15 protein-coding genes are annotated in these 13454 nt (G+C 34.4%); 1 reads left to right on the forward strand and 14 read right to left on the reverse strand.

All coding sequences use genetic code 11. The annotated features are described in order from the left end of the window. Positions 1-4: 4 nt before the first annotated feature. The 10 genes from FI644_RS02285 to FI644_RS02330 form a co-directional block, all read right to left on the reverse strand. A complete protein-coding gene (locus FI644_RS02285; RefSeq protein ID WP_142107975.1) occupies positions 5-1237 on the reverse strand; it encodes a beta-ketoacyl synthase N-terminal-like domain-containing protein in 1233 nt (410 codons plus the stop codon). Further along, positions 1218-1922 (reverse strand): beta-ketoacyl-[acyl-carrier-protein] synthase family protein, encoded by a 705-nt coding sequence (locus FI644_RS02290; RefSeq protein ID WP_142107976.1) that lies wholly within the window; start codon positions 1920-1922, stop codon positions 1218-1220. The genes FI644_RS02285 and FI644_RS02290 overlap by 20 nt, the downstream gene beginning before the upstream one ends. Positions 1923-1932: 10 nt before the next feature. Further along, a complete protein-coding gene (locus FI644_RS02295) occupies positions 1933-2763 on the reverse strand; it encodes an RnfABCDGE type electron transport complex subunit D (RefSeq protein ID WP_142107977.1) in 831 nt (276 codons plus the stop codon). Positions 2764-2777: 14 nt separating this feature from the next. Beyond that, positions 2778-3932 carry a beta-ketoacyl-[acyl-carrier-protein] synthase family protein gene (locus tag FI644_RS02300; RefSeq protein ID WP_053474920.1) on the reverse strand — a complete coding sequence of 385 codons (1155 nt, stop codon included), beginning with the start codon at positions 3930-3932 and terminating at the stop codon, positions 2778-2780. A gap of 12 nt (positions 3933-3944) precedes the next feature. Then, the gene (locus FI644_RS02305; protein ID WP_053474919.1) at positions 3945-4871 is read right to left on the reverse strand and encodes a tetratricopeptide repeat protein; all 927 of its coding nucleotides are present in this window, start codon (positions 4869-4871) and stop codon (positions 3945-3947) included. A 15-nt stretch (positions 4872-4886) separates the two neighbouring features. Then, entirely contained in the window at positions 4887-5519 is a 633-nt protein-coding gene (locus FI644_RS02310; RefSeq protein WP_142107978.1) for a helix-turn-helix transcriptional regulator, read from the reverse strand. A 209-nt stretch (positions 5520-5728) separates the two neighbouring features. Then, the gene (locus FI644_RS02315; protein ID WP_053474917.1) at positions 5729-6649 is read right to left on the reverse strand and encodes a hypothetical protein; all 921 of its coding nucleotides are present in this window, start codon (positions 6647-6649) and stop codon (positions 5729-5731) included. Positions 6650-6654: 5 nt separating this feature from the next. Then, positions 6655-7014, reverse strand: coding sequence for a cupin domain-containing protein (locus tag FI644_RS02320; RefSeq protein WP_053474916.1), 360 nt, complete (start codon positions 7012-7014; stop codon positions 6655-6657). A 13-nt stretch (positions 7015-7027) separates the two neighbouring features. After that, positions 7028-8353 (reverse strand): aminotransferase family protein, encoded by a 1326-nt coding sequence (locus FI644_RS02325; RefSeq protein ID WP_231690033.1) that lies wholly within the window; start codon positions 8351-8353, stop codon positions 7028-7030. 14 nt (positions 8354-8367) lie between these two features. After that, complete coding sequence (locus FI644_RS02330) at positions 8368-9258, reverse strand: glycosyltransferase family 2 protein (RefSeq protein ID WP_053474915.1); 891 nt, start codon at positions 9256-9258, stop codon at positions 8368-8370. Between the two features lie 145 nt (positions 9259-9403). Between FI644_RS02330 and FI644_RS02335 the strand changes: the two genes are divergently transcribed. Further along, positions 9404-10252 (forward strand): PDZ domain-containing protein, encoded by an 849-nt coding sequence (locus FI644_RS02335; protein WP_053474914.1) that lies wholly within the window; start codon positions 9404-9406, stop codon positions 10250-10252. A gap of 306 nt (positions 10253-10558) precedes the next feature. On the opposite strand, the gene FI644_RS02340 is transcribed toward FI644_RS02335, so the two are convergent. The 4 genes from FI644_RS02340 to FI644_RS02350 form a co-directional block, all read right to left on the reverse strand. Next, positions 10559-11158, reverse strand: coding sequence for a 2OG-Fe(II) oxygenase (locus FI644_RS02340; protein WP_142107979.1), 600 nt, complete (start codon positions 11156-11158; stop codon positions 10559-10561). Between the two features lie 70 nt (positions 11159-11228). Then, positions 11229-11357 (reverse strand): hypothetical protein, encoded by a 129-nt coding sequence (locus FI644_RS27080; protein WP_256376278.1) that lies wholly within the window; start codon positions 11355-11357, stop codon positions 11229-11231. After that, the gene (locus FI644_RS02345) at positions 11347-11979 is read right to left on the reverse strand and encodes a beta-sandwich domain-containing protein (RefSeq protein ID WP_142107980.1); all 633 of its coding nucleotides are present in this window, start codon (positions 11977-11979) and stop codon (positions 11347-11349) included. The genes FI644_RS27080 and FI644_RS02345 overlap by 11 nt, the downstream gene beginning before the upstream one ends. Continuing rightward, positions 11969-13444, reverse strand: a complete 1476-nt coding sequence (locus FI644_RS02350; protein WP_053474911.1) for an amino acid adenylation domain-containing protein — start codon at positions 13442-13444, stop codon at positions 11969-11971. The genes FI644_RS02345 and FI644_RS02350 overlap by 11 nt, the downstream gene beginning before the upstream one ends. Between the last annotated feature and the right edge of the window lie 10 nt (positions 13445-13454).

Below are 13454 nucleotides of genomic sequence, written 5' to 3' on the forward strand. Positions count from 1 at the left end.
TCCTCTATACCTTTCTAATAATTGTCGCTGCATTAAATCCACCATATGCGGAGACGGTTTTTAAAACGGTATTGATTTGCTTTTTCATTGTTCTCTTCTCAATAGATAATCGTATCCCAGAATCCTTTTTTGAAAAGTTATAGGCAAGGGGAACAGTATTTGATAGCATACTTTGAATCCCTACACATAGTTCTAACAAGCTGTTGGCTCCAAGGGTATGGCCAAAATATCCTTTAAGAGCTGTTACTGTTGGAACATTTTTATTCTTAAAGGCATTTACTATTTCTATAGATTCATACTTATCCCAAATGGAGATGCCCGCACCATGAGGAATTAATAAGTCAATTTCCCCATCAAAATTATTGATTACACCACTAATAGTTTTTGAGTATTGGTGTGAAGTTACATCAGGTAAATTCAATCTCCAGTTATCATGTTGAAAGCGTGATCCGGAATATTCACAAAGTGCCTCTGCTTTTCTCTCAATTACACTTTGTTCGGATTCTAAAACTACAGCTGCAGCTCCATCACCTAACACAGAGCCGTCTCGATTCTTGTCAAACGGCCTTAAAATTCCTTGTTTACTACTAAAGCCTTTCTCGCTTAACCACATATGCTCAGTAACATGAGCATAATCTGAGCAGACTATTACAGCTCGGTCTACCTGTCCACTTTTTATAAGGCAGCTACCTAGCTCAATAGCATGAAGTCCGGAAGCACATGCATTATTAATAATGAAATGTGCTCCATTAAGTTCAAGTGCTTTAGCTAAGTAAAATAGGTATGGGAAGGTCTGCAACTTAAAATAATCATTTTTATATTCATTAAATGAATCAACTGGTGCTGGTTTTGTTGGAGGTGCTTGGCCTTGCAGAACCTTATTTATCAGATTGTTAACTCCTACATTTTCATGGCCGATAATTAAAGCTACATTCTCGCCACTGCTTAAATTAGAACTTTTTAATGCCAAGCTTGCAGCAACGAACATTAGAACAATATCCATATCCTTATTAAGACCTTCATTAGCCATCCACGAGAATTTTTCTTTAGTCATCCAGTCCCTTAGATTTATAGGAGGCATTGGATATACTGGATATTCAATTTCAGTGCCATCATAAAGTTGATATTTTCTCTCTTTTACAATTACGTTCTTATTTAAAATAGAGTTCCATACATTTGTTGTCCCTACTCCGCCAGAAGAGATCATTGAAGTACCACTAATAAATACTTTTTTCATTCAATACTCCTGGTACTTTTGCAGAATATTCTTCTAAAATCTGAGATAAAATGGATTTCTGGGCTGAATATTTAAATTTATTTAAATTAAGCGGAGGAAGATTAGCAGCTTTGTTTTGTATAACTAAAGCATTTACATATTCCCCCTTTTTGCTTTTATCAAATTCATAGTCAGACGAATTTGTTGCCAGCAATTCGAGTTCACAAATTATCACTCTTTTAATGTTACTATGGGTTAATAGATCTTCTGCAAAAATTAGGGGTAATAATCCGCTATTCTCTTCATTAGAAAGAGTATAATTCATTCCTCTAATGTTGAAATAAATAGAGGCAAATCCCCCGATTACATTCAATACAGTCCATGGGAATAATCCAGGGTTAGACTTACCAACTCCATATTTCTGTATTTCCGTATACATTTCTTCAATAGCTAATAGATTTGAATCTTTTGTAAGGATTAAGAGGGCCGTGTTTTCTGCTGCCGCAGTAAGCGGCCATTGAACTTTCGCTTCCTTTAGAGCCTCCCCTATTGCCATACAGGCAAGCTGTGCAGGTCGGAAAGCCCTATCTAACTTCTTCCAGCCTAGTAATGATGGCTTGATAGGAGGTATTCTTCTCTTATCTCCTGTTGGCTCGATTGCCTTAATACTTTCTGGAGAAATTTTAAAAGCTCCAGTTATATACATAAAGATCACCTCACACTACTGCATTTGTTTTTTTTGATGCCCAGAGTCTAAAAGGTATAATACTTAAAGCACTAATAATGAAGAGGGCATAAAATTGAGGGTTTGGTATTGCATTAATTCTAAAAATAGCATCAATGAATGCTACTGAAATACCAAAGAATATGCGGGCTTTTCTCGTTGTGGGGGTTGATTTAGGATCAGTAATCATAAAAAAGGCAAACAGTTGAAGGGAAGCGCCTAAAAGAGGGCCTAATGCAGCGAACAAAGGGGCTCCAAATACAAAGTGCCGAATTAAAGCAAAAGCAACAAATCCAACGAGGAAAGATGAAACAATATCTAAACGGTTTGCCATATAACATGCAATAACCCCTAATAATAAAACTAGTGCCATAATAGTAAATCCATTCGTCCATTGTTTTGGAGTACTAACTGCGTACGAAGGAATTAAAAACAACACTAATACCATTGCGAGATTGTTCGGATTAAATACATGACCCCCTTTAAATCTAATTGTGAATTTTAAGAGAATGGCTATAAATGAAGTTAAAGCGTAAACGGCCAATACATGCGAGCTTAGAAGAAGTGAGATTCCTAACCCGGTTATGAATGCGCTTAAAGGGAATGTGAATTTCTTATATACCATTTTCACTATAATAATTTCAGTTAATACAGTAGTAGCAACTGATACTATTACAGCATCCCATTGTTGGAAAAAACCTAAGAAGAGTTGTCCTGCACATACAAATGTAAATAAAAAAGCGAGAATAAAATATCTAGGATCGATATTGTAATCCTTCCAAGATATAACTGGTTTAATCATCTGTTTTTTTTCGTTTAACATTATATTATTTTCACCTAGACTTTCTCTAAAATTAGGGAAGAATTCACTCCACCAAAGGCATAAGAATTAGACATAATGTACCTAGAAGTAAACTCCTGTTTTTCAGTTATAACATCTGCGGTTATCACGGGATCTTTTTTTATCAAATTAATGGTTGGAGGAAGTTTCATTTCGTTGAGGGCCATAATACAGACAACAGCTTCTATCGCACTTGCTGCACCCAGGGTATGTCCAATGTTCGCCTTAATTGAATTAGTTTTGATTCCTTTACCGAATACATGATTTAAAGAAATAGCTTCCATATAATCATTTGATGGTGTGCCAGTACCATGGGAACTAACAAATTTTATATCTAAAGGTGTTATACCCGCCATTTTTAATGCTAATTCCATTGCGCTTATAGCCCCTCTGGCTTTTGGGTCTGGCTTAGTCACATGGTATGCATCAGCGGTTAAACCAAACCCAGATATACTTGCTAATGCTTGCCCATTCTTTCTTTTTAAAAAGTGTTCCTCACTTTCCAAGATGAGAATACCTGCGCCCTCTCCTAATACTAAACCTTTTCTATGCTGGTCAAACGGTCTGCATAATTCTGGAGTGATTGCACGTAAGCTATTGAAGCCGGCATATGCAGTAAGTGAGAAAGCATCCACTCCTCCAGCGATCATAACGTCTGCTCTTCCACTTTTTATATCCTCATATGCCTTAGCTATTGCATAATTACCTGCAGCACAAGCATTTGTTACGGTCCATATAGGACCGCTTATCTTTAGATAGGAAGCCACTTTATCAGTCATCATGTAAGGTCTTTCTATTTTCATAGATTTTAATGGAGAGCCAAAAACAATATCTTCATGTTTCCCTAGCTCCCCCATAGTTGTCCCAATGCTGATTCCAATTTTCCCCGGATCAACATCAGCAAAATCAAGCCCTGAAGAAAAAACTGCATCTTCTATGCAAGTTAGTAATAGAGAAGTTGCTCTGCCCAAATCTTCAGTACCAGGAGCAATGTGTTTTTCGAAATCATTGACAATGGCATATTTGGTTTTTACATTATACTTTGTATATTCGGTGATACCGGATTTACCCAGAAGAAGATTATTCCAAAAATCATTAATATTGGTTCCGATAGAATTTATAGTACTTAAACCACTAACTAAAACCCGCATTGTTAACACCTACTATTTATTATTTGTCCATAAAATATCTAGGTCAGTAATGGATTCATCAGGTCTCTGAAAAATATCAATACCTCTTATTTTTTCAACAATCTTCAATGATTGACTATCGTCTGCAGTTTGCCGTATTTCTAATTCCTTGCTTGCTGGAAATTGCTTATAGCCTCTTTCCCAAACTGCTCTTCCCTCTTTAAATTTTCCCTCTTTAATTAGGGCATCTCCATAGGTAATATAAAAGTCTTCAAATAGTGGAAACTTTAAATCTGCATATTTTTCTGCTATTGCTACGCAAAATGCTAGATCTTGAATTGCCTTTTCAGTTCTTTTTAAACCAGATGGCCAATATAGATTGTTTACACCTCTAGCATACCTAGCCAATAAATTGTTAGGATTCTCATCCAATATTTCATTTAGAATAATAATCGACTGGGTTGACCGCTGTCCTAATGCAGCAGTTCCTAGATCCGGATCTTGTAACAAATCTACGTATGCTAAAGCTAAGTGAAGTTTAATGTTTTTGTTTGTTTCAAATTGCTTTACAAAATCAATGTACTCATTAGTAAGCCCCTGCTTTAACATGACCATTCTCAATTTATTAAGCAAGACATGGTTATCAGGAGTGATTTGTATTCCATTTTTTAAATACTTTATTTGCTCTTTTTCTGATAAATTCTCAACCTTAGAGACTAAGGAAGGAAGCTTTTTTTCGTTTAACGCATCTAGGCTATTTGTTGTATTATTTTGATGCTTTTCTTTATCAGCCGAGCGAATAAATGCCTTTTCTTTACTGAAGTCTATATTTAATTCTTCTAAGGATACTTTTGAAATGTCCGGAACATCATAGGGTTTCAAATAAATCTTATTTATCACAAAAAATACTAATAATATTGTAAAAGCTAGGCCGAATATGATCTTAATACTATTTTTCAACTTCTCTCCTCCTGGTTATTTCCTTAGTCGATATTGGGAAGGTTTCTCACCAACTATTTTCTTGAACATCCTTGAAAAGTGGGTTAAATCAGTGTATCCAATGTTAAAACAGACATCAGTTACTGAGCATCCTTGATCTAGTAGCATTTTAGCTTTTTCAATTCTTCTGTGAATTACATACTGTTTAAAGCCCTTTCCAATAGCTCTTTGAAACATTCTTGAATAATGGCTCTTACTGACAAAGATATGTGATGCTACAGTATCCAAACTCAGCTCGCTATCATATAGATTTTCTTCAATAAAGCTCAATGACTTATAGAACAAACTGTTTCCTTCAATAGAACTGGCATAAATACCTAATGATTCTAGAAAGTTATGGAACAAGTTTATATTTGGTTGAGTAGATCCTGTTAATATTAATAATGGGTTTTGCGATTTAAGTTCACTCAGTTTCCAATTACTAGGGAAAGTTTCTTCTCCTGTTATTAGCAAAAATAGAGTATTCGTTTTCTGTCTTATTGCAAAAACCACGGATTCAAAACTTTCTACTAAAATAGTTTTAATCCTTCTAGAATGAATGGGAAACGTTGCAAACTGATTTACATAGTTAATGTCTTTATATACTAATATGACAGCCTCTGTTAACATATTTTCCCCTCCAAAATCTCTTCTTTTCACAATATTAACAAAGTAATTAGGTTGATTAATCCGCAGAACTTGTTGAATATTCGTACTTTTTTGACCATTTCTGTAAAATTATGATAAATCGCTATTTTAGCTGTGGAAGAATGCATATATCAAAAAATTATCTTAATAAATTTTTTAATCGGCAGTAATGGATAAATGAATTTGAGGCTCTATGCAAAGATTTTTAGGAATTCCCGCACAGAGTTTAGATTATTAATTTCTATTTCTAAAATGGTATTGAACTGTTTACGAAGCAAGGATAAGTCAGGTTGAGGGTGGTATTGGATGGTGTTGAACACATCAAGCCAAAGGTCTGATGCATGGAGAAATTGCCTGGATAATTCTTCTTGGGAAAAACCTTTCAAAAAAGAAGAGAATTGCTGTCGAGAATTAGAAAATTGTTTAGCAGAATATGAAAGACTCTTTACATCTAAATCGGGTAAATCAAGAATCACTTGTTTTATTGCCGTGATGCCTTGCTCAAAACCTTCAATCCCCTTAGAATTTAAAGGTTTTATATTCTCATATATTCCGACATATTCTTTTAATTGTCTTAATAAATCTGAAGTATTTTGTGGATAGTAGGTATCTGAAGACTTTTCTAATGCTAATATGGTGAACTGACAGGCCCTTTCATTTGAAGCAATCTCACCTAACATCTCTTTTAGGCATTCTTCTGTGTAGTGTCTTAAAACTTTCTCCGAATGATTAACCAGTACATATTCCTTGCTTTCTAAATTGACCCCTAATAACTCCCAGTAAAGAATTCCCTTTTCAACATTTTTTTGGTCCCCAATTACAATACCAACTGACTTGTACTCTTCTATTAGTTCCTGTAGCTTATCTATTGTGTGGTTTATAGTGAAATAACGAGATTCCTTCATATTAATATTATGAACTTGCAGTAGGTTTTCTTTTAAATTACGATAATAGGGCGTTAATGTAAATTGGGAAATATTCCTGTTGAAATTATAGAATAGTCCACATTCGTTCCAAATAAAGTCATTATATAATTCACTTCTTTTTAAAATTGCTTCTATAAGCAGCTGATAGCAATTTAAAGATTTGTTTTCATAGATGGAGTAGTCCAATCTGTTCACCCCTTAGTAGGTTCTACTTTCACGATTTGGTTTTTTTTAGGATTATAGTCAATATATATAAAGAATGTACAGCCAGTTTCTGTGTAGACATCATGATCTTGCTCCCCCGCCGCAACCAATAGATCTCCTGCCCTCATAATATCGTCATTAAGCTTTACTTCTCCTTCCACTACATATGCGATCTCTCTACGATAATGATTATGTAAAGGGATCCTTCCGCCTGGTTCAACCTTAACTAGAAAAACCACACGACCAGTTTCTGGCTCTTCCCATAAGTAACTCATGCTTGTTCCCTTGTACATCCCTTCGTCCCACTTCATATTTTCTTTATGAACAATATAATGTTTGGATTCCATGATTGATTTCCTCCTATTCCATGCTATCAAGAGCAGCCTGGATCCCTTTTAGTATGAACTTGCATTCGTTTTCACTAATTATTAGCGGGGGATACATTAATAAAGTGGAGTTAAAGAAGTTTCCTAAGATTCCCTGTCTGTGAAGATTCTTATTGAATTGATGACCCCATTCAAAGGATACTGGGGTTTTTAATGTTTTATCATCCGTAAACTCTATTGCTAACATTAAACCTTTCCCTCTAATATCACCTATATTAGGATGATCAATTAGATCCCTTTTTAAGGATTCAAGTAACGATGCTCCCTTTTTACGCGCATTTTCTACTAAATTATGTTTATCCATATAATCCAATACAGCTAATGCAGCCGCACATCCAACTGGGTGTCCAGATTGTGTAGACCCATGAAGAAAAATACCGCCATTTCCAAATAAAACTTGAGAGATTTCTTTTGATATTAGAGTAGCTCCCATAGGGAAATACCCTCCAGTAAGTCCTTTTGATAATGCTAAAAGGTCAGGAGTAACATTAAAGTACTGGGAGGCTGTAAATTCTCCAACTCTTCCTACACCTGTAGTCACTTCATCCATTATTAGCAAGACATTGTATTTCTTTGTAATATTTCTTACCCCTTGAATAAACTCTCTTGGAAATGGTACGATTCCATTTACTCCTTGTACAGGTTCTAACAATACGGCAGCTATCTCATCAGGATTATTATCAAGAATACGAATCTCTAGTGCTTCTAAGCAGTAGTTGATATTTTTTTCTGTAGTATCGTGTAACTTAGGTTTATACAAATTAGGAGAAGGGGAGATGATGCAGCCTTCGAGAGCATTGCCAAACTGTTCTTTTATCCCTAAATTAGTTACAGAACCAGAGCCAAATGTTGTACCATGGTAACTACCTTCAAAGCTAATGAATTTCCATTTTTTCATTCCCTGCTGTTTAAAAAATTGCCTGGTGAGTCTCATAGCAGTTTCCACAGCTCCTGAACCATCATTAGAAAAGGAAACTAAATTGAAATTCGTTCCAGCTTTTTGACATAACTTTTCAGCGAGTGGCTGTACAAGATGATGGCTTTGCTCACAGGTTGAAAAAAAGCTTAAAGTCTTTAACTGTTCGGTAACTTTATTAACTATTTCCTCATTTGAGATTCCAACCGTAGGTACAGCAGTTGTTAAATAAAGATAAGGTTTTTCCTGATCATCATATACCCAGCAGTCCTTCCCTCTATTAATATGAATGAAGCTTTTTTGAATGCTGTCTTTTAAACTGTCATCAATCCCAGTTGAATACCTCGGCATCATACTGAATGGGTGTAAATAATTGTAATTCACTATTTTTAACCCTCCTAAAAGTTCGTGATTTTAACAAATGATTTATTTGCCAACTGATTTTCAACGGTATGTCCATGTCTGCTAATTTGTTCTAGCTCTTCCATGCTAAGCTTACCTAACATAAAATCAAGTAAATATTTTATCTCTCTTTTATTATGTTTCTTGTAAAAATAACTATGGCTTTTTCTCATGGAGTCAATATAGTTATTTAATCTTCTGGGATGTGCTAAATGGACATTTTGGGCTTCCTTTTGGTAGTAGAAATTTGCTCCATTTAAGTAAGCTCTGAATCCTAGCTCGAAATGCTCAAATCCCCATTCTTTAAATCCCTCATCAAAGTTCCCAATCTTATTTAGGAGGGATTTTGGGATACTTAAATTTCCAGAAAACATAGATAGCCATGCAATTTGTGAATCCGTATTCCCGTCTTCATTGTATAAGCCATATACAAGTCGGCAATATTGTGGAATTCTATCTCCTTTTTTATGATTAAATCGATCTAAAATATGTTTTCTATTCTGTTGTCCAGCCAAGTATAAATCTCTAACTTGTCCTACAATTACGTAGTTATCTCCGAGTTTCTTAAAAGCTTCATAATGTGCTTTAATAAAGTCCTTCCTAGGAATTCTATCAGCATCGTTAAATATTATTAGCCCCTCTTTGATTTGCTCAATCCCTTTGTTTCGTGCTCTCGATCTTCCTCCCTGAGGAATAGAGATATAATTAATGTTTAATTCATTTGCATAGGTCTCTACTATAGCCCCTACTGGTTCTGTCGATCCATCATCTACTACAACAATTGGCACTTTATTAAATGGTGTCTCCTGTTGTGTAAATCCATGAAGGGTTAGAGACAATGCAAAAGCCTGATTGTAAACCGGTATCACAACTGTAATATCATCCATTTATCCACCTCTATTAAATTTTGTTAAGTCTATTTTACTTCCTTACTTTTTAATATTCTCGGCTTTAGTACGATGAATATAGCAAAAAAACCCAAGAAATGGATATTTATTTTTTATATAGTAAGGACAAAGGGAGTGTGAAAAAATGTTAGGTAAAAATTTTACAAAAAATGAGGAGTACTTAGCTGCTCCTATCGAGAAAGTTTGGAGTTTTCTTTCTACGACAGAGGGATGGAAATCATTTTTATGTGATATAGCTTCAAACTCAAATGGATCTTCTTCTATTAATCTTGGTGATAAATTAGAGTTTGTTATTGGCGAGTTAACGATTCAATCTAAATGCAGAGAATTCATTGAAAATGAACTTGTCTGTTTTGATGAGAAATATATAGCTCTTTTTCCAAATGGACAAAATCAGGTATACCACTTGAAAACTAGTTTTAATTTACATTCAATAGAACAGAATATTACCAAGATAACTGTTGTCTCAAGCGGGTATAAATCTAATGAAATGATGCAATGGATAAAAGAGTGCGGTGAAATGGGTTGGAGGCAGACATTAATTAATTTAAAGAGCGTCATTGAATTAGGCTTAGATTTAAGGAATGAAATTTTTAATTACCCAAGGCTCGGAGTCTTTAATTATACTGCCAATCCTAAGCAATTAGCCCAAAACAAGCTAAATGGAATAAAGGGGAACTACCTCGCAAAAGTTTATAATAATAGCCCTGCATCCAATGCGGGACTTAAAGACGGTGATATTATTACACATATTAATGGACATGAAGTTGGATCCTACTATGATTTTGTACGCGTATTATCAAAACATACAACAGAAAAGGACAACCTAATTATTCGTTATATAAGAAACGGAAAACACATCGAAACAAATGCAGACTTAACATTTGATGAAAGATTTACTGGGATGATTGATCCTAGTGTGACACCTTTAGAAGATGTAGCAAAGGAAAGGAGGCATAATGAAAATTTATAACTGATTATCAACCAAAGAAAAATGTTAAAGAACAGAATAAACAAGCGGAAACCTACTTGAACATTGAGGTTTCCGCTTTTTATATTACAAAGATAATTTATTATATTTGAATCTACTCTACAGCGGTTTAGAACAGAAAATCTAGACCGTTAATAGACCTTTCAATTTCGTAATAGAAGATGCTTCAATGTAATTTATACCAATTTAATAATCAGCAGCCGTCTAGTCCCTGCAGCATATTTCTTTTCTAATTGCATCCTATTTAATAGGAGGGAAGATAACACTTTAAACACTTTTACAGCTTTACTACTTTTTTGATGATAGTGAAAAAACCAGACTATAACGGACTCCATTTCGAACAGCTCCTACGGCATGGTGGGAATCTGGCCCAAAGACTAACCCTGCTCCTGTGTTATGAATAGGATTTATTACTTTAACCAGGCTTTCAATATTTTCAGAACTAAATAAGCCTAGTGCTCCTCCATCTTGTTCAGACCATCCGTCGTTAAAATATATTATAAATCGGTGTGTAAAATTTGCATCTGCTCCAAAATCATTGTGTATTGCAGTCCCTTCCCCTTTTTTATGTTTAAAAGCAGAAACAACCATTTTATTGTTAAAGGACTCATTAAATACTTGCTCAAATTTATTTAATAATTTTAACAATGCAGTTCCTGAAAATACCCGGCTAAGCTCTTTAGGAATAATGGATGACTCAAGATTAAAGGCCATGGATTTATTATTAGCAGTATCTTGCACTTCCCATAATTGAGTTTTCTTAAGCCATTCAAGAATTTCATTGGCAATTGAAGGTGTAAATACATCATTAACTAGTACATGGGGGAATGGGAGTTGGTGAAAATTGACACCCGCAAAATTTATTGCTTTAGTTGAATCCTTTTCCATTCGATTTCACTCCAATATTCTTTTTAAAAAAAGGCTTAGTCAAGCGACTAGGCCTTTCCTTTAAAAATTATTACTTGCGCTCTTCATTTTCTGCAGATTCTGCTATAAGGAACTTTTCGGAGCTATTTTTTGCACTGATAGTCTTAACTGCTACTCTGTTTTTTGTTACTTGTTCAAATGGAACTAATTCAAAACTCATTTTGATCACCTCCTTTCAAGGATGTTTCGATTGTTATTGCAAATATATGCATAAATGGATTATCTAAGAGAATGATATTCTGTAAGTCAATGTTTTCCTCAAAACTAAGCGTTTGTTTCCATAAGCTCCCCTTCAAAGCAATGGGCCCTTTATTATTAACCTTTGAAAATCTATAGAAGAGCTTATTCTCTTTAAATAATGGTTTTTCTAGTATGAAATCTGATAGTTTTAATTTATGAGTTACGATTCCTCCATTTCTATCCTTAAAAATAATGTTGTCAAAATAGCTCCCGGAAGTAGAACTCCCTACAATATGTACCTTGTTAACATTCAACGAATCAATCTCTATTTCTTGACCTTCCATCGCTACGTTGTCAAATTTCAACTTTTTTTTCAAATAAAAAGGTATATTTTCAAAATAAAAAACTTCTTCGTTAAATGGTCCCTCTTTGGGAAGAGAGGAGCCGAATAATGTTAAGTTGCCTTCATCGATATTCTCTTCTGAGGTCACACCTATATTATTGAAATAGTTATACAAATTTACTGGTAGAAACAATATGGCTCCTCCTTTAATTTGAAAATTAAACTCATACATGTTGTCGTTTCTTGTTTTAGTTAACATTACTATCTGAACTATCCTTTAAAAGATTCAGAAGCTTTTGTTTATCAATCTTTCCATTAATATTTATTGGGATATCATTTATAGGGATAATCCGGTATGGCACCATGTAGTCAGGTAGTTTATCTTGTAAAAAACGCCTCAGATCAGAGAGGTCTATGGCATGCTTTCTTTGAATAAATGAGATAATTCCTTTACTGTGTTGGTCTTTATTCACAAAAAGAACGGCACAATTAATAATTGCAGAATGGGTAAGTATACAATTTCGAATTTCATCCAACTCTATCCGATACCCGTTTATCTTTATCTGATCATCACTACGTCCTAATATTACAAGATCTCCTTCATCGTTAATGAACCCATTGTCCCCAGTTAAATAGCTCCTATTTTCGTTTATTAAGACAAAGGGGTTAGATTTGCTGGATACCGAATTCAAATATCCCCTCCCAACATTTTTTCCAGTAATACAAACTTCTCCTATTTCACCTTTGTTTACATGAGAATTGTCTTTTATGATTGAGATAAAGTTTCCCGGAAGCGGTTTTCCTGCAGTTATCTTCTTATGTCTATTAATTTCCTTATACGTAACCCATACTGTGGTCTCTGTAGGACCGTAAACATTAAATAATTTGGTTTCCATTGGCGTGTTTAAATTATTTAAGAAGGAGTCATGTAATTTCTCCCCGCCTATCAACATTAGTTTTAGGTCCTCGAAAAATAGTTTAGGAATGCTATGGGTAACTTGAAGTAATTTTGAAGGGGTAATTTGAATGGACTCTATTTTATTTTTCATTAGGAATTTTGCAAACAAACGAGGGTTATTCTTAATTGGGTAAGGGATAAGAAATATTTTGATTCCAAGTATGAGAGGTAGAATAGTTTCAACAATGAAAATATCAAATGAAATACTAGTATAAGCTGCCATGGATGATGGTTTTGTGAGGAAAATGCTTTTCTCTAGTCCGTATATTAAGTTAGCTAATGACAAATGTTCAATGAGTACACCTTTCGGTTTACCTGTCGAACCCGAAGTGAATATACAATAGCAAATATCATCTTCCTTAATCTCTATAATAGGTGGACTATTATCATACATACTAAACCCTTCAATTGTAGGAATAACTTGTTGTAAATTTATCGGTAATTGTACATTGCTGATAATTAGTTTAGCTTTGCAATCAGCTAGTATTTCGTTCATTCTTCCAATCGGAGTCGCAGGATCTATGGGCACAAATCCACAGCCTGACTTTAAAATGGCTAGTAATGTAATTACTAAGTTTATATCATGTTTCAAAACTAGTGCTATAAAATCCCCTCTATTTATACCTTGGGATATCAGAAAATGGGCAAGCTGATTGCTGTAATTATTTATTTCTTCATAGGTATATACACCATTAGTATCTTCAGCAACAATTTTAAAAGGATTCTTAATAACCTGTTCGTAAAACAATGATATTATATTTTTCATTTATCTCACC

The sequence above is a fragment of the Cytobacillus solani genome, from assembly GCF_006704205.1.
Taxonomy (GTDB): Bacteria; Bacillota; Bacilli; order Bacillales; family Cytobacillaceae; genus Cytobacillus; species Cytobacillus solani.